The organism is Paracidovorax oryzae ATCC 19882, assembly GCF_000687165.1.
Taxonomy (GTDB): Bacteria; Pseudomonadota; Gammaproteobacteria; order Burkholderiales; family Burkholderiaceae_C; genus Paracidovorax; species Paracidovorax oryzae.
The window spans coordinates 137,005-153,311 of record NZ_JMKU01000009.1 but is presented as its reverse complement, the minus strand read 5'-3'; the positions used below and the strand labels follow the sequence as shown (position 1 = coordinate 153,311).

Annotated in this window: 16 protein-coding genes; 1 reads left to right on the top strand and 15 read right to left on the bottom strand. The window is 69.6% G+C overall.

The features are described 5' to 3' along the window. Positions 1–64: 64 nt before the first annotated feature. The 6 genes from T336_RS0109230 to T336_RS0109205 all read right to left on the bottom strand — a co-directional run bounded on the left by T336_RS0109230 (position 65) and on the right by T336_RS0109205 (position 5,253). Positions 65–937, bottom strand: coding sequence for a DUF429 domain-containing protein (locus T336_RS0109230; protein ID WP_026432318.1), 873 nt, complete (start codon positions 935–937; stop codon positions 65–67). A 3-nt stretch (positions 938–940) separates the two neighbouring features. After that, positions 941–1,822: an EamA family transporter gene (locus T336_RS0109225; protein WP_026432317.1), complete on the bottom strand. Its 882-nt coding sequence runs from the start codon at positions 1,820–1,822 to the stop codon at positions 941–943. A gap of 75 nt (positions 1,823–1,897) precedes the next feature. After that, positions 1,898–2,320, bottom strand: a complete 423-nt coding sequence (locus tag T336_RS0109220; protein WP_019702121.1) for a BLUF domain-containing protein — start codon at positions 2,318–2,320, stop codon at positions 1,898–1,900. Position 2,321: 1 nt separating this feature from the next. Continuing rightward, complete coding sequence (folE, locus tag T336_RS0109215; RefSeq protein ID WP_017439518.1) at positions 2,322–3,047, bottom strand: GTP cyclohydrolase I; 726 nt, start codon at positions 3,045–3,047, stop codon at positions 2,322–2,324. A 122-nt stretch (positions 3,048–3,169) separates the two neighbouring features. Then, positions 3,170–4,438: a cardiolipin synthase ClsB gene (gene clsB / locus T336_RS0109210; protein ID WP_209435954.1), complete on the bottom strand. Its 1,269-nt coding sequence runs from the start codon at positions 4,436–4,438 to the stop codon at positions 3,170–3,172. A 56-nt stretch (positions 4,439–4,494) separates the two neighbouring features. Then, a complete protein-coding gene (locus T336_RS0109205; protein WP_026432315.1) occupies positions 4,495–5,253 on the bottom strand; it encodes an endonuclease/exonuclease/phosphatase family protein in 759 nt (252 codons plus the stop codon). 119 nt (positions 5,254–5,372) lie between these two features. On the opposite strand from T336_RS0109205, the gene T336_RS0109200 reads away from it, so the two are divergent. After that, positions 5,373–7,115 carry a response regulator gene (locus T336_RS0109200; protein WP_026432314.1) on the top strand — a complete coding sequence of 581 codons (1,743 nt, stop codon included), beginning with the start codon at positions 5,373–5,375 and terminating at the stop codon, positions 7,113–7,115. Between the two features lie 10 nt (positions 7,116–7,125). On the opposite strand, the gene nudB is transcribed toward T336_RS0109200, so the two are convergent. From nudB to T336_RS0109155, 9 genes are all read right to left on the bottom strand, one after another. Next, complete coding sequence (gene nudB / locus T336_RS0109195; protein WP_026432313.1) at positions 7,126–7,617, bottom strand: dihydroneopterin triphosphate diphosphatase; 492 nt, start codon at positions 7,615–7,617, stop codon at positions 7,126–7,128. Between the two features lie 8 nt (positions 7,618–7,625). Next, entirely contained in the window at positions 7,626–8,438 is an 813-nt protein-coding gene (locus tag T336_RS0109190) for a CsgG/HfaB family protein (RefSeq protein ID WP_019702127.1), read from the bottom strand. 77 nt (positions 8,439–8,515) lie between these two features. Beyond that, positions 8,516–10,330: an aspartate--tRNA ligase gene (gene aspS / locus T336_RS0109185; protein ID WP_019702128.1), complete on the bottom strand. Its 1,815-nt coding sequence runs from the start codon at positions 10,328–10,330 to the stop codon at positions 8,516–8,518. An 88-nt stretch (positions 10,331–10,418) separates the two neighbouring features. Continuing rightward, positions 10,419–11,039: a DUF502 domain-containing protein gene (locus T336_RS0109180; protein ID WP_026432312.1), complete on the bottom strand. Its 621-nt coding sequence runs from the start codon at positions 11,037–11,039 to the stop codon at positions 10,419–10,421. A gap of 10 nt (positions 11,040–11,049) precedes the next feature. Further along, complete coding sequence (locus tag T336_RS0109175) at positions 11,050–11,367, bottom strand: FmdB family zinc ribbon protein (RefSeq protein WP_019702130.1); 318 nt, start codon at positions 11,365–11,367, stop codon at positions 11,050–11,052. A 104-nt stretch (positions 11,368–11,471) separates the two neighbouring features. Continuing rightward, positions 11,472–12,917, bottom strand: coding sequence for a high affinity choline transporter 1 (locus T336_RS0109170; protein ID WP_019702131.1), 1,446 nt, complete (start codon positions 12,915–12,917; stop codon positions 11,472–11,474). A gap of 70 nt (positions 12,918–12,987) precedes the next feature. Continuing rightward, positions 12,988–14,556 carry a ubiquinone biosynthesis regulatory protein kinase UbiB gene (gene ubiB / locus T336_RS0109165; RefSeq protein WP_026432311.1) on the bottom strand — a complete coding sequence of 523 codons (1,569 nt, stop codon included), beginning with the start codon at positions 14,554–14,556 and terminating at the stop codon, positions 12,988–12,990. Beyond that, positions 14,553–15,143 (bottom strand): hypothetical protein, encoded by a 591-nt coding sequence (locus T336_RS0109160; RefSeq protein ID WP_026432310.1) that lies wholly within the window; start codon positions 15,141–15,143, stop codon positions 14,553–14,555. Before T336_RS0109160 ends, ubiB begins: the two co-directional genes overlap by 4 nt. Positions 15,144–15,250: 107 nt before the next feature. Further along, positions 15,251–16,282 carry a Tim44 domain-containing protein gene (locus T336_RS0109155; RefSeq protein ID WP_019702134.1) on the bottom strand — a complete coding sequence of 344 codons (1,032 nt, stop codon included), beginning with the start codon at positions 16,280–16,282 and terminating at the stop codon, positions 15,251–15,253. Between the last annotated feature and the right edge of the window lie 25 nt (positions 16,283–16,307).

Below are 16,307 nucleotides of genomic sequence, written 5' to 3'. Positions count from 1 at the left end.
ATGCTGGCCGCATTGTGCGGCCCCCGTGTGAAGCCGGCGCAAAGCAGGGATTTGCCGTGGGCCTTCAGCGACCGGGAAACGGCGCGGTCACGATCCAGCCTTCCAGGGGATCCATGCCGGCAGGCAGCCCATAGCGCGGGTCGCCCTGGGCATGGCGCTGCGCCGCCCAGGCGGCCTGCACGAGGCACAGCACGGCATCCAGGCTGTCGCCGCTCGCGTCGCCGGCCAGCGTGTCCCGCTGCGCATGCGTGAGCGCCAGCCGCAGGCCGAGGCGGGTGGCGCCGGACTCCAGGCCAGCGATCAGGTCCTTGCGGGCGATGAAGCGCTCGGTGGTCTGCTTCGCTGCCTCGTCGCTCTTGTAGCTGCGCCTGCCGAGGATCTCGCGCGCCAGCAGGCCGGGATAGGCCTCCAGCGCCACGCGCGCCGGATCGCCCGCCTGCAGCCCGGGCAGGTGGACACCGGCATCGATCAGCAGCGGCAGCCCCGCGTGCAGCATGTAGGCCACGGGCGGGTTCACCCATTTCATCGAGGTGCTGGAGCCGGCCGGCCCGTCGGTGGCCCGGTGGGCGAATTTCGCGCCCACGGGACGGGCAGCGCAGAAGGCCGCGAACGTCTCGCGGATCTGCGGGCGGGTGAGGCTGCGGTAGTAGGCCATGCTGCCGGCCCAGTCCGTGGGCCAGCCCAGGGCCTCCAGCAGCCCGCGCGGCAGGCCGAACGGCAGGTCGAAGCCGCCCACCCAGGCACCGGGAGCTGCCAGCCAGCGGCCGAAGGACTCCAGCGTCTCGAACCGCTCCAGCCCCGACAGCGCCACGCGGCCCCCGCGTTCGCGGCCGAGCGCGAGCACGATGGGCTTGCGCCGGCCCGGGCTGCTGGAGAAGTCACAGCCGAGCAGCAGCGGTCCGGGACCGGGGGCAGGAGGGAGTGCCGGCGCCGCCATCCATCACCCCAGTGCCAGCGCCGCCACGCCGGCCGCGATGAGCACGGCGCCCGCCAGGCGGGCCGCGCGGTCGCCTTCGCCGAGCAGGTGGCCGCCGATGAGGGCCGCGAACAGCATCGACACCTCCCGGGCCGGCGCGACATGCGACATGGGCGCCTCCTGCATCGCATAGAGCACCAGCACGTAGGCCACCGGGCTCACCACCGCCACGGCGACGGCGAAGCGCCACTGGGCACGCCAGAGCCGCCGCGCCGTGGGCACGTCGCGCAGCACGACCGGAGCCAGCAGCGCCACCCGCACGAAGTTGCCCATGTAGTCCACGAGGATGGGCGACATCAGCAGCACTTTCACGGCGTAGCCATCCACCACGGTGTAGCTCGCGATGAAGGCGCCCGTGAGCAGCCCGTAGGCGATGCCCTTGTGCACGCGGGCACGCGCGGCGGGGTCGTGCGATGCCCGCAGCAGGGCCGGTCCGCCGGCGATGAGGAACACCCCGCCCACCACGCCTGCGATGCCGGCCAGGCCCAGCGCGCTGATGTGCTCGCCCAGGAAGGCGATGGCCACGAAGGAAGAGAGCAGCGGCCCGGAGCCCCGCGCCACGGGATACACCACCGTGAGGTCCGCCTGGCGGTAGCCGCGCAGCAGGATCACGTAGTAGGCGACATGCAGCAGTCCGCTGGCGGCCACGAAACCCCACTCCACCGCGCCCCAGAGCGGCACGGCCTCCCGGCCCAGCCAGATGCCGGCCGGGGCCCAGGCGACCATCATCACGACCGAGGTGAAAAAGGCGAAGCGCGCATCGCCCCCCGCCTTCTTGGCGACGATGTTCCAGCCTGCGTGGATGAGGCCGGCCAGCAGGATGAGTGCGAAGGCGGAAAGGGGCATGCGGGGCCCTGCAGCGGCAGGGCGGTAGCGGATGGGAGAGCGCCCGGCAGCCCGGGAGGCTGCAGGCGCGCCGCGTCAGGCGCGGCCGATGACCGACGCCGTGGCCATGAGTTCTTCCAGCAACGCCAGGGAGACCCGGCCGGACACCAGGTACGGATCCAGTTCCGGCTTCTCGGAATACTTCAGCAGGATCGAATGGTTGATGCGGCCGAGGTTCACCTGGCCCATGGTCCAGCCGCCGAAGCGGCGCTCCTCGATCTCCTCGAAGTGCAGGAGCTCGACGTCCTTGTGGCGGGGGTCGCGCAGGATGTGGCCGTAGAGTTCGTTCACGGCGGAGCGGCCGCCCTCGATGGCCTGCAGGAACACGCCGCCGCCATAGCACAGCACCCCGGTGATGCCGCTGCCCGGGTTGTGCTGGCGCGACTGTGCCAGGATGTCTTCGATGGCCGCGCTGGAGGTGTCCACCGCGCGGCTCGCATAGAGCAGGCGTACGAGCATGTCAGGTCCTTCCGGGGATGAGCGAGAGGAATTCCCGGCGCAGCGCGGCATCTTTCAGGAAGACGCCGCGCATCACCGAGTTCAGCATTTTGCTGTCCATCTCGCGCACGCCCCGCCAGGACATGCAGAAGTGGCTGGCCTCCATCACGATCGCGAGGCCGTCGGGCTGGGTCTTTTCCATGATGAGGTCGGCCAACTGCACCACGGCCTCCTCCTGGATCTGCGGGCGGCCCATGACCCAGTCCACCAGGCGCGCGTACTTCGACAGGCCGATGACGTTGGTGTGCTCGTTCGGAAGCACGCCGATCCACAGCTTGCCGATCACGGGGCAGAAATGGTGGCTACAGGCGCTGCGCACGGTGATCGGCCCCACGATCATGAGTTCGTTCAGGTGCTCTGCATTGGGGAACTCGGTGATCGCGGGCTGCTTGACGTAACGGCCGCGGAACACCTCGCCCAGGTACATCTTCGCCACGCGGCGGGCCGTGTCCTGGGTGTTGTGGTCGCCAGCCGTGTCGATGACCATGCTGTCGAGCACGCCCTGCATCTTGGCCTCGACCTCGTCGAGCAACTGCTCGAGTTCGCCGGGCTCCAGGAAGTCGGCGATGTTGTCATTGGCATGGAACCGCTTGCGGGCCGCGAGCAGGCGCTCACGGATCTTGGCCGAGACAGGGGCGCCTTCGGGCGGGGGCGCGCTGTTCGGATCGTCGGCGAGGTGTGTGAACATGCAAGCGATGGTACCAGCGATGCGCCATCCCGGCTCGACAAGGGTTTCACCACCTCCGGCAGCGCTGGACGGCCACACCAAGCTACCAAATCAATAGCAACGAACGATAAGGGAAGGCGGCCTCAGTACCGGCTGCCGGTCACCCACAGGGCCAGGCGCATGAGCGCGAACGCCACCCGGTCGCGCAGCCGCTGGCCCCAGGGGCGCGCCCCGTAGGCCTGCGGGTCCAGCTGCCGGCCGGCGTGCTCCATGGCGTCCACCAGCCGCGCCCGCAGCGCCCGCGCGAATCCCGCGTCCTCCACCACCACGTTCGCCTCGCGCGCCAGCAGCATGGACAGCGGATCGAGGTTGGACGAACCGACGGTCGCCCAGGGGTGCTCGCCCTGCGCGTCGATCACCGCCACCTTGGCGTGCAGGAAGCTCGGCGCGTACTCGTGGATCTCCACACCGGCCGCCAGCAGCGCGCCATAGACCGGGCGGGCGGCGTGGTACTGCATGAAATATTCGTAGCGCCCCTGCAGGAGCAGCCGCACGCGCACGCCGCGGCGCGCGGCCAGCACCAGCGCGTGCCGCAGCTTGCGCCCCGGCAGGAAGTAGGCGTTGGCGATGATGACTTCGTGGCGGGCGTTGCCGATGGCGCGGCGGTAGGCACGCTCGATGCGGCTGCGGTTGCGCAGGTTGTCGCGCAGCAGCAGCCCGGCGCGCAGCCCGTGCGCCGCCGCGGCCCCGCCGGGTGCGGCCTCCCGGGCCAGGCGCTCCGCCTGGCGCGCCTGCGCGGCGGCGCGCAGATCGCGCATCAGCTCGGCCAGCCGGCGCTGCCGCGCGTCGCGCGTGGCCTGCAGGCGCCACCAGACCTGCTCCATGGCCTCGCCGGCCTCCTCCACGAGGCGGCCTTCCACCCGCACGGCGAAATCGAACCGCGGCGACTCCAGCGCGCCATGGTTGGGGTCGTGCAGGTCGTCCAGCACGTTGATGCCGCCGCAGTACAGCACGCAGCCATCCACCACGCACAGCTTGCGGTGCAGCCGCCGCCAGCGCCTGGGCAGCAGCAGGCCCAGCGGGCCCAGCGGCGAGTACACCTGCATGCGCACGCCGGCCTCCTCGAAGCGCTCGGGCCAGGGCGAGCACAGGCGGCCGGTGCCCACCCCGTCCACCACGAGATGCACGCGCACGCCCCGGCGGGCTGCGCGGATCAGCGCCTCCGCGATGTCGGCCCCGGAGCCGGTGCAGTCGAAGATATAGGTCTCGAACTGGATGTCCGAGAGCGCCGCATCCATGTCGGCCACCAGCGCGGAGAACAGCTCCGCCGAGCCCTGCAGCAGCGCCACGCGGTGCCCGCCGGACAAGGCCGCCGGTGCCGCGCGGCGCCGGCGCAGGGTGAAGCGCGGCACGCCCCGCCGCGGCGCGGGGGCGGCCGCCGGCGCGGCGGAACGCGGTGCCGGCGGCGTCACAGCCGGAATTCCGCGATCAGCGGCAGGTGGTCGGACATGCGCCACCAGATGCGCCCGCGCGGCACGTGCAGGCCCATGGGCTCCATGCCGCGCACGTACACATGGTCCAGTTGCACCAGCGGCAGGCGCGCGGGATAGGTCAGCGCGCGCGGCACTCCTTCGTATTCGCGCAGGCCGAAAGCCGCCAGCGCGTGCTTGACCTGCTGGCCCCAGTCGTTGAAATCGCCCGCCACGACCAGCGGCGCGCCGTCCGGCACCTCCCGCGCCACGAAACGCTGCAACTGCGCCACCTGCCGCACCCGGCTGCCCGGAATGAGGCCCAGGTGGACGACGATGGCGTGCACGCGGCGGCCCTGCACCTCGACCTCCACATGCAGCAGCCCCCGCTGCTCGAAACGATGGTCCGACATGTCCTCGTGCTGGTGGCCGATCACCGGCCAGCGCGTGAGCAGCGCGTTGCCGTGCTCGCCGTGGCGCGTGAACGCATTGGTGCGGTAAACGGCCTCGTAGCCCTCCGGAGCGAGGAATTCGGCCTGGGGCAGCTCGGGCCAGCGCGGGAAATGCTGCGCACCGCGCCGGTGCACCTTGCGCACCTCCTGCAGGCAGACGATGTCGGCGTCCAGCTGTTCGACCGCGTGGCCGAGGTTGTGGATCTCGAGCCTGCGGGCGGGTCCCAGGCCCTGCACGCCCTTGTGGATGTTGTAGGTGGCGATCCGGAGGATGCCGGCGCCGTCGGAGACGTCCCATGGTTCCATGGCGCGATTGTGGCGCAGCCGCCCGGGGTCCCGCACTTTCCCTCTCCCGCTCCCGGCCGCGAGGCTCTACACTGGTGTTTCGCTTCTCCCACCCCTCCCACGCCGCGCCGCGGCCTTCCATGTCCAGCGCCAAAGCCGCCCACCTCGCCGAATCGCAGGCCCTGGTCATCGATGGCAATGCCACGTCGCGCAGCATCCTCGTGGCGCAGCTGCGGGAATACGGCATTGCGCGCGTGGTGCAGTGCAGCAGGGTGCAGGACGCGCGTGCGCGCCTGGAGCACAACATATTCGACTACGTGCTGTGCGAGCAATACTTCGCGGAGGCGGGGCAGTCGGGGCAGACGCTGCTCGACGACCTGCGCCGCGCGCAGATGCTGCCTTTTTCCACGGTCTTCTTCATGGTGACGGCCGAGGCGTCGTACGCAGCGGTGGCCGAAGCGGCCGAATCCGCCCTCGACGGCTACCTGCTCAAGCCGTTCACGCCCAGTGCGTTGTTCGAACGGCTGTCGCTGGCGCGACTGCGCAAGAACCACCTCAGGCCCATCTTCGACGCGATCGGCGAAGAAGACTTCGAAGGCGCGGCAAAGCTCTGCGTGCAGCGCTTCGAGACACGCCAGCCCTACTGGCTCTATGCGGCGCGCATCGGCAGCGAACTGCTGCTGCGGCTGGGCCGGCACGACGAAGCCCGCACGCTGTTCGAGGCCGTGATCGACGCACGCGCCCTGCCCTGGGCCAAGCTGGGCGTGGCACGCTCGCAGATCGAGGCCGGCCAGGCGCCGCGCGCGGTCAACACGCTGCAGGGCATCATCAGCGACGACGCGTCGTTCGCCGACGCCTACGATGTGCTCGGGCGCGCACAGGTCGAGATGGGCCAGTTCGAGGAAGCGCTCGGCACCTACCGCACCGCGGCGCAGCTCACGCCCGATTCCGTCGTGCGGCTGCAGAAGCTGGGCATGATGGCCTATTACCTCGGCGACCACGATACCGCCACGAAGATGCTCTCCCGCGCCGCGGTGCTCGGCCTGGACTCCAAGCTCTTCGACTACCAGTCGGTGGTGCTGCTCGCGTTCAATTACTTCGACACGACCGACCGCAAGGGACTGGAGCGCTGCATGGCGGATTTCGCCCGCATCCGCGAGCGGCATCCGGCCAGCCAGCGCCTGCTGCGCTTCGAGAACGTGGTCCGCGCCCTGCAACTGATCCTGCAGCGTCAGTTCGCGCAGGCGGTGGCCGGCGTGCGCGCGATGGCGGCGGAGGCCGCGGCCCCCGATTTCGATTTCGAGGCCGCATGCAACCTGGTGGGGCTGCTGGCCGTGCTGACCCGCACCTCCATCGACCTGCCGGACGCGCCCGGATGGATCGAATCGCTGGGCATGCGCTACTCCAACACGCGCAGCCTGTGCGAGCTGCTGGCACGCGCCGGCAGCCTCTGCCCGGAATATGCGGAAGCCCTGCGGGCCTGCCTGCCCCGGGTGAACCGGGCCGCAGAGGAAGCCATCGCCCGCAGCCTGGGCGGCGATCCCGCGGGTGCGGTGGACCAGCTACTCGTGCATGCGGAAGCCACGCTGAACACCAAGCTGCTGGACCTGGCGCAGCAGGTGCTTACGCGCTACTCCGCCCGGCTGGAAGCTGCCGTGACCTCCGATCGCCAGGAGCGCATCGACGCACTGCGCGCACGCTGCGGCCATGCCCCGGCCCGGGCCATGCTGGGCCAGGGAACGGAGCGCAAGCCCGGGGAACTGGTGCTGCGCGGCGGCCGGGCCCCTGCCCCCGCAGCGGCCAGGGGCGAAACGGCCCCGCCGGCACGGGAGGCCGGCGCGGACGAGGATGCCGCCGACATGCTGCGCCTGCGCCCGGTCTGAGGCCGCGCGCTCACCCCGCGCTGCCCGCAGCGGCGCACTCCGCGAACCGGGGCAGCCACAGGCAGGCCTCGGCATTCGATGGTGAGAAGCAGGCCAGCGCGGCCTGGCGCCAGGGCAGCCACTGCCAGGCATCGTGCTCCCGCGGGCTCAGCACCACCGGCGTGCCCGCGGGCACGCACAGCCCGAACAGCCGCTCGCGGTTGCGCACCACGCCCGGTGCATAGCGGTGCAGCCACTGGGGCCAGATGTCGTACTCGTTTTCCAGGAACCAGTCGGTCAGCACATGCCCCGGCGCGCGTGCATCGATGCCGGTCTCCTCGAACACCTCCCGGACCGCCGCAGCCTCGAATGCCTCCTCCGGCCAGTCCTTGCTGCCCGTGACGGACTGCCAGTGCGGCTCGCCACCGCCCGCGCGGCGGATCATCAGCACCTCGAGCGCGGGCGTATGGATCACCACCAGCACCGACTCGGGCAGCTTGAAGGTGGCGGGCGGCACCTCCATCGACCGCCTCAGCCGCCGACCGGGCGCGTGCGCACGGGCACCGCCGGCGGCAACTCCTTCGCCTGCAGCGCGCGCACCTGCGCCACGAGCTGGTTGTGCGCATCGAGGAATGCCGCGGCGATCACCTTTCCCTCGTTGGTGTTGCTCCAGCCGGCCCCGGCGCCTCCGCCCAGGCGGCCCAGCACCAGGCCGCCCACGCCCAGGTCGGTGGTGCGGGCGGCCCCCGTGGCGGCGGCCACCTGCTCCGTCGTCTCGTTGTCCGACAGCAGCAGGGCCGTCTGGGCCTCCTTGAACTTCACCTGTTCGGCGAGGCCGATGAGGCCGGCCATGTCGCGCAGCCCGGGGATCATGGCGAGGATGCCGCCCAGGCCCCGCCCGGCGTCCTGCTCGCTGAAAGTGACGCTCGGGGTCAGCGTGTACTGAGCCTCGTAGCCCCGGCCCTTGTGCACCGTGGTGTCCTTGCGCAGCACGCCTGCCTCGCGCAGGTCCTGTTCCTGCACCGTTCCGCGCAGGCCGGCGGAGCGGTCCACCACGCGGAAGCATCCGCTCTGCTGGGCCAGCAGCTTGACCAGCGGCACGGGCGACGCCGGCAACTGGTAGGCAGAGCCCATCACGTAGCCGTTCGGGTTCTCGGCCAGCGCCAGCGTGGCGACCGGTGCGTCGCAACGCACCAGTTCGTGCGCTGCGTTGCGCGCGCCCTGCGGGCCGGCCGAACCGCTCACCACCGAACCGCCCTCGCCCAGTTCCGTCTTCTTCTCGCCGCAGGCCGCCAGGGCCAGCACCGCCGCCAGGGCCGCGGCGCCCTTCGCGAAATTCCGCATGACAGGTTCCTCGCAAAAAAAATGGCAGAAGCCGCGAGGCCCCTGCCATGGGATTCAAAACCGTTGCCGGCCTCCGGTCAGGCGGCCTTGGCGGCGTCCGGGTTGCGCAGGCGGATGTGCAGCTCGCGCAGCTGCTTCTCGTCCACCGGGCTCGGCGCCTGCGTCAGCAGGTCCTGCGCGCGCTGCGTCTTGGGGAAGGCGATCACGTCGCGGATCGACTCGGCACCGGTCATCAGTGTGATGAGGCGGTCCAGGCCGAAGGCCAGGCCACCGTGCGGGGGCGCGCCGTATTGCAGCGCGTCGAGCAGGTAGCCGAACTTGGCGCGGGCGTCCTCGGGCGTGAGCTTGAGGGCCGCGAACACCTTGCTCTGCACCTCGGCGCGGTGGATCCGCACCGAGCCGCCGCCCAGCTCCCAGCCGTTCAGCACCATGTCGTAGGCCTTGGCGATGCAGCGGCCCGGGTCCGTGTCCATCAGGTCTTCATGGCCGTCCTTGGGCGCCGTGAAGGGGTGGTGCACGGCCACCCAGCGCGCGTCGTCCTCGTCGTACTCGAACATCGGGAAATCCACCACCCAGAGGGGTGCCCAGACGTTCTCGAACAGGCCGTTCTTCCTGCCGAATTCGCTGTGGCCGATCTTCAGGCGCAGCGCGCCGATCGCGTCGTTGACCACCTTCAGCTTGTCGGCGCCGAAGAACAGCAGGTCGCCGTCCTGCGCGCCGGTGCGCTTCAGGATCTCGGCGATGGCCGCATCATGGATGTTCTTCACGATGGGCGACTGCAGGCCGTCACGACCCTTGGCCAGTTCGTTGACCTTGATGTAGGCCAGGCCCTTGGCGCCGTAGATCTTCACGAACTCGGTGTAGGCATCGATCTCGCCGCGCGACAGGCCGCCGTTCTCGCGCGCGCCGCCGGGCACGCGCAGGGCCACCACGCGGCCGCCCTGCATGTTGGCAGCGCCGGAGAACACCTTGAAGTCCACGTCCTTCATGACGTCGGTGAGTTCGGTGAATTCCAGCTTCACGCGCAGGTCCGGCTTGTCGGAGCCGAAGCGGAATGCCGCGTCCTGGTACGTCATGATCGGGAACTCGCCCAGGTCCACGTCCAGCTGTGTCTTGAACACCTCGGTCACCATGCGCTGGAAGATCGCGCGGATCTCTTCCTCTCCCAGGAACGAGGTTTCGCAGTCGATCTGCGTGAACTCGGGCTGGCGGTCGGCGCGCAGGTCCTCGTCGCGGAAGCACTTGGTGATCTGGTAGTAGCGGTCGTAGCCGGCCACCATCAGCATCTGCTTGTAGAGCTGGGGGGACTGCGGCAGCGCGAAGAACTGGCCGTCGTGCACGCGGCTGGGCACCAGGTAGTCGCGCGCGCCTTCGGGCGTGCTCTTGCCCAGCATGGGCGTCTCGATGTCGATGAAGCCTTCCTTGTCCAGGAAGTTGCGCACCTGGATCGCCGTCTTGTAGCGCAGCATCAGGTTGCGCTGCATGTAGGGGCGGCGCAGGTCCAGCACGCGGTGCGTGAGGCGCGTGGTCTCCGACAGGTTCTCGTCGTCCATCTGGAACGGAGGCGTCACCGAAGGGTTGAGCACGTTCAGCTCGTGGCACAGCACCTCGATCTTGCCGCTCTTGAGGCTGTCGTTGGTCGTGCCCTCGGGGCGCGCACGCACCAGGCCCTTGATCTGCACGCAGAACTCGTTGCGCACGCCTTCGGCCGTCTTGAACATGTCGGCGCGGTCCGGGTCGCACACCACCTGCACGTTGCCTTCGCGGTCGCGCAGGTCGATGAAGATCACGCCGCCATGGTCGCGGCGGCGGTTCACCCAGCCCGCGAGGGTGACGGTTTGGCCCATCAGGGCTTCGGTGACGAGACCGCAATAGTGGGAACGCATGGCCATGGGTGCTTCTTCCTGCGCCCGCGAGGGGCGCCCAAACTGGAGGGAGGTATCGAGCGCGGCCCCGCGGGGCGCGCCGAAAGGGAAAGGGTTACTTGGAATCGGGGAGCGTGAGGTCCGGGGGAGCCACCACGCCCATCGACACGATGTACTTCAGCGCGGCATCCACGCTCATGTCGAGCTCGACGCAGTCGCTCTTGCGCAGGATCACGAAATAGCCGCCGGTCGGGTTGGGCGTCGTCGGCACATAGACGCTGACGTAGCCGTCACGCAGGTAGGCGGCCACCTCGCCGCTGGGCGTGCCGGTGATGAATGCGACGGTCCAGACACCCTCGCGCGGCCACTGCACCAGCACCGCCGTGCGGAAGGCGTTGCCGCTTTCGGAGAACAGCGTGTCCGACACCTGCTTGACGCTCGAATAGATCGAGCGCACCACCGGGATGCGGCTCACGAGCCGGTCGCCCCACTCCACCAGCTTGCGGCCGGCGAAGTTGCTCGCGAGCGCACCCACGGTGAGCAGGATCGCGAACGTGAGCAGCACGCCGAAGCCAGGGATGTGGAAGCCCAGCAGCCGGTCGGGCTGCCAGTTCTCGGGAAGGATCTGCAGCGTCTGGTCGAGCGTGCTGATGATCCAGTGCAGGACCCAGGCGGTGATCACGCCGGGCACGATCACCAGCAGGCCCGTGAACAGCCATTTGCGCAAAGCGGACATCGAGGGGCGTTCAGCTCTTGGAAGTGGGTGCGGCAGGCGCCGCGGGGGAGGCAGCCGGCGCTGGGGCAGGTGCCGCCGCAGGAGCGGAAGCAGGCGCCGCGGCGCCTTCCGCGGCCGGAGCCGGGGCGCTGGTGCCGCCGCCGCTGCCGCCGCGGAAATCGGTCACGTACCAGCCCGAGCCCTTGAGCTGGAAGCCGGCGGCCGTGACCTGCTTGGTGAATGTCTCGGCGCCACAGGCGGGGCAGACCGTGAGCGGGGCATCGGAGATCTTCTGCAGCACATCCTTGGCATGGCCACAGGAGCCGCATTTATAGGCATAGATAGGCATTTTTTACCGTGCTATTCAAGGCGCGAAGGAGGGTTTGCAAAACCTTCAATTATAGGCAGGCGCTCCGCCACCCCTGCCAGCCCTCTTTTCGCGGCCCGCGCCGCTCACTCCGCTCCCGCCACGCGGTGGTGGGATCCGTGGCGATTGCCCACCCACTGGGGTGCCAGCGAGCCCGCGAGCATGCCCGCGACGGCGGCCAGCAGGCCGGCCAGCTGCGCCGGGAACACCTCGCCCACGGGCAGCGCCATGAACGCCAGCCAGAAGCCCAGGCCCAGCACGATGGCGCACAGGGCGCCCTGGGTCGTGGCACGCTTCCAGTACAGGCCGAACACCAGCGGCACGAAGGCGCCGACCAGGGGCACCTGGTAGGCGCCGGACACCAGCTCATAGATGGACGTGCCCTGCATGCGGATCGAATAGGCCAGCACCAGCAGGCTGAACACCAGGGTGCTGATGCGCATGGTGCGCAGGTGCTCGCGGTCGGTCACGGAAGGACGGAACTGGCGCCAGATGTTTTCGGTGAACGTGACGCTGGGCGCCAGCAGCGTGGCCGAGGCGGTGGACTTGAGCGCCGACAGCAGCGCACCAAAGAAGAGCACCTGCATTACGAAGGGCATCTTCTCGAGCACCAGCGTGGGGAGCACCTTCTGCGGATCGTCCTGCAGCAGCGCCGCCGTCTCCGCCGGCATGATGATGAGCGCGCTGGCCACGAGGAACATGGGCACGAAGGCGAACAGGATGTAGCAGATGCCGCCGATCACGGGCCCGCGCGTGGCGGCCTTGAGGTTGTTGGCGGACATCACGCGCTGGAACACGTCCTGCTGCGGGATCGAACCGAACATCATGGTGATGCCGGCCGCGACGAAGAACACCACGTCGTGGAGTTTCGGCTCCGGCAGGAAGCGGAACAGGTCGCGGCTCGCGGCGAAGTCGATCACCTTGCCGGCCCCGCCCGCCATCTCGCCCGCGAAGACCGCGATGATGGCCAGGCCCGCCACCAGGATGATCATCTGGATGAAGTCGGTCACCGCCACCGACCACATGCCGCCGAAGAGCGTATAGGCGAGGATGGACACCACGCCGATCGTCATGCCCGCCGGGATGCTGATGGCGCCGCCCGAGAGCAGGTTGAACACCAGCCCCAGCGCCGTCACCTGCGCCGCGACCCAGCCCAGGTAGCTCAGCATGATGATGAGCGAGCAGATCACCTCCACCGCCCGGCCGTAGCGCTCGCGGTAGTAGTCGCTGATCGTGAGCAGCGTCATGCGGTAGAGCTTCGCGGCGAAGAAGATGCCCACCAGGATCAGGCAGAAGCCGGCACCGAAGGGGTCTTCCACCACGTTGCCCAGGCCGCCCTGGATGAACTTGGCGGGAATGCCCAGCACCGTCTCCGAACCGAACCAGGTCGCGAAGGTGGTGGTGATGATCATGTAGAGCGGCAGATGGCGCCCGGCGATGGCGAAATCCGCCGTGTTCTTGACGCGCTTGGCGGCCACCAGCCCGATGGCGATGGTGACCAGCAGATAGACGATGACCAGGGTCAGCAGCACGGCATGCTCCTCGATGTCGCGAAGTGAGGGTTGTGGGTGGAGAGGATGCGCAGGCGGCGCTGCAGGGGCTTCAGTGGAAGAACCGGATGCGGATCAGGAACTGCAGCGCCAGCAGCCCCAATACAAAACCCATGCCACCGTAGATGATGCTTTGCAGCAGCCGGTTGGTGCGGCGCTGCTCGGCGAGCAGCTCCTGCATCTCGCGCCGGTGGTCGTGCGGCTTGTGGCGCAGGTAGTCGTGCAGCAGGCGCGGCAGCTCGGGCAGCATCTTCGCGAAATGCGGCGATTCGGCCTTCACCTCGCGCCAGAGCCGCTGCGGCCCCATCTGGTCGAGCATCCACTTCTCGAGGAACGGCTTGGCCGTGCTCCAGAGGTCCAGCTCCGGGTCGAGCTGGCGGCCCAGGCCTTCGATGTTGAGCAGCGTCTTCTGCAGCAGCACGAGCTGGGGCTGGATCTCCACGTGGAAGCGGCGCGAGGTCTGGAACAGCCGCATCAGCACCATGCCCAGGGAGATCTCCTTGAGCGGGCGGTCGAAGTACGGTTCGCAGACGGCGCGGATGGCCGACTCCAGTTCGTTGATGCGCGTGTCGGCAGGCACCCAGCCGCTCTCCACGTGCAGTTCCGCCACGCGCTTGTAGTCGCGGCGGAAGAAGGCGGTGAAGTTCTGCGCGAGGTATTCCTTGTCGAACTCGGTGAGCGAGCCGACGATCCCGAAATCCAGCGAGATGTAGCGGCCGAACGAGCCCGGCTCCAGGCTCACCTGGATGTTGCCCGGGTGCATGTCGGCGTGGAAGAAGCCGTCGCGGAAGACCTGCGTGAAGAAGATGGTGACGCCGTCGCGCGCCAGCTGGCGGATGTCCACCCCGGCCGCGCGCAGCCGCTCGATCTGGCTGATCGGCACGCCCTTCATGCGCTCCATCACCAGCACTTCCGGGTGGCAGAAGTCCCAGAGGATCTCCGGGATGCGCACCAGGCCCAGGCCCTCCATGTTGCGGCGCAGCTGCGCGGCATTGGCGGCCTCGCGGATCAGGTCCAGCTCGTCGTGCAGGTAGTTGTCGAACTCCGCCACCACCTGCCGGGGCTTGAGGCGCTTGCCGTCGGCCGACAGGCTCTCCACCCAGCCGGCCATGGCACGCATGAGCCCCAGGTCGTTGTCGATCACGGGCAGCATGCCGGGCCGCAGCACCTTCACGGCCACCTCGCGCTCCACGCCGTGCCGGTCGCGCACGACGGCGAAATGCACCTGCGCGATGGAGGCGCTCGCCACCGGCACGCGCTCGAACGAGACGAACACCTCGCCCACGGGGCGGCGGAAGGCGCGCTCGATGGTGGCCACGGCCACGTCCGGGTCGAAGGGCGGGACACGGTCCTGCAGCAGCGCCAGTTCGTTGGCGATGTCCGGCGGCAGCAGGTCGCGCCGCGTGGACAGCACCTGCCCGAACTTCACGAAGATGGGTCCCAGCCGCTCCAGGGCCTCGCGCAGGCGCTGCCCGCGCGGCGCGTCCAGCTTGCGGCCGACGGAGACGATGCGCGCCAGCAGGCGCAGCCAGGGCTTCTGGAAGCTCGTCAGTACCAGCTCATCCAGCCCATAGCGCAGCACCACCCAGACGATGGTGGCGCCGCGGAAAAGCCGGCTCATGGAACGCCGCGGTCGGAACCGGGGGCCGCCGCCTGGGCGGAGCCGTCCGCCGGAGGGCGCCCTCCCATGCGCATGCCCACGAACTGCCTGAGCGCCTGCGCGGCACGCCGCGCGACCGTGCAGATCGCATGCGCCGGCGTGTCGCCGAGCAGGCGCGAAAAGTCTTCCTCGAGATCCCAGCGCACATGGTCCACCAGCCACTGTATCTCGGCCGCCAGCTGCACGTCGCCCTCGATGCGGATGGCAGGCTTGTCGCCGCGCAGGGCCGCCTGGGCGAGCGACAGCGGGGAAGTATCGGTGATTTCCATGCGCAGGTCGGGCACGGCCGCCTCGCCGGCCAGGTCGAACAGGCCGGCCGGCGTCACGCGCAGCGACATGGAGTAGATGCGCCACTGCACGCGCGCCACGCTGCCGCTCTGGCGCACGAGCCGTTCCATGGCCTCGGGCTCCTGCATGAGCACGTGGTTGACGAGCAGCACCAGGCGGTGCTGCACCTCATGCACCAGCCATTGCGGGGGCTGGGGGCCGCTGGCCAGGCGCTCGAAGAGGCCTTCCAGGAACGAAAAAGGGGACTGTGGTGCTGCCATAGTCCCCGATTATTCCCCGAACTCGCCCGGACGCCCGAAAGCTTGCCCGTACACGGTCCGTGCCATTGGAGCCCGGCCCGCCGTGCGGCAGGCCGGCCCCGCCGGTTTCACTGGAGCGCCTGCACGCCCGCCACCAGCCAGCCGCTGGTGCCGCTCTTGGGCTTGGTCATGTTCCAGACCTCGCGGAACGGGCTCGGGCCTGCGGAGGGCTCCTCGCGGATCATGCCGGAGAACTCCACGCTGGCCATGTAGCCGTCGCCGAGGTCCTCGATGCCCAGCAGTTGCGCCTCCAGCATCACCACGTCGGTGTGGTTGGGCTGGCTGGCACCGCGCAGGGATTCGCGCTCGCCGAGCTGCGAACGGATTTCATCGACCATGCTGTCGGTCATCATCGAGCGCAGCGTGGCGATGTCCGAGCGGTCCCAGGCGGCCTGCAGCGTCACGAAGTTGCGCTTGGCAGCGTCCAGGAAACCCTGCGTATCGAAGTCGGCCGGAACACCCCAGTTCTGCGAACCGGAGAGCGCGGAGCCGATCACCACGCCGCTGCCGGCGCCAGCGGCGCGGGACGTGTCGAACGCCATGCCGCTGCGCTCGAAGGGGCGCGCGGAGGCGTCGTTGCCCACGTTCTGCGGGCTGTACTGGCGCGGCACGGCCGCATCGGAGGGCGATGCGGAGCCGGCCCCCTGGAAGGCGAAGGGCGCGCCGCCGGCCGCTGCCGCGGAAGCCGGCCTGCGCGAACGCATGACCATGCCGATCACCGCGAAGGCCGCTAGCGCGAGCAGCGCGATCAGCAGGAAATTGCCGAAGGCCGCGCCCAGCCCGAGGGAGTGCGCCAGCCATGCCAGGCCCAGGCCCGCGGCCAGGCCGCCCAGCATCGCGCCCCAAGGCTTCTTGGGGGCGGCAGCGGGCGCCGCGTTCGGCGCCGCCGCAGGCTTGGCCGCGGCTGCGTTGGCGGGGCTGTTGCCCACGGCATTCTGTGCGGGAGCCGCCGGCGTGGCCGGCGGGGTCGCGGCCTCGCGCTGCGTCACGTTGCTCGACTGCTTGCCGACCGACTTGCCGCCGCCCATGCGGCGCGCATCGGCGTCCAGGTGGACCACCGCGAGCATCGCCACCAAAGCCACAGACCAGAATTTCATCATGTCATCTCCACTCGGTTTAGTTATC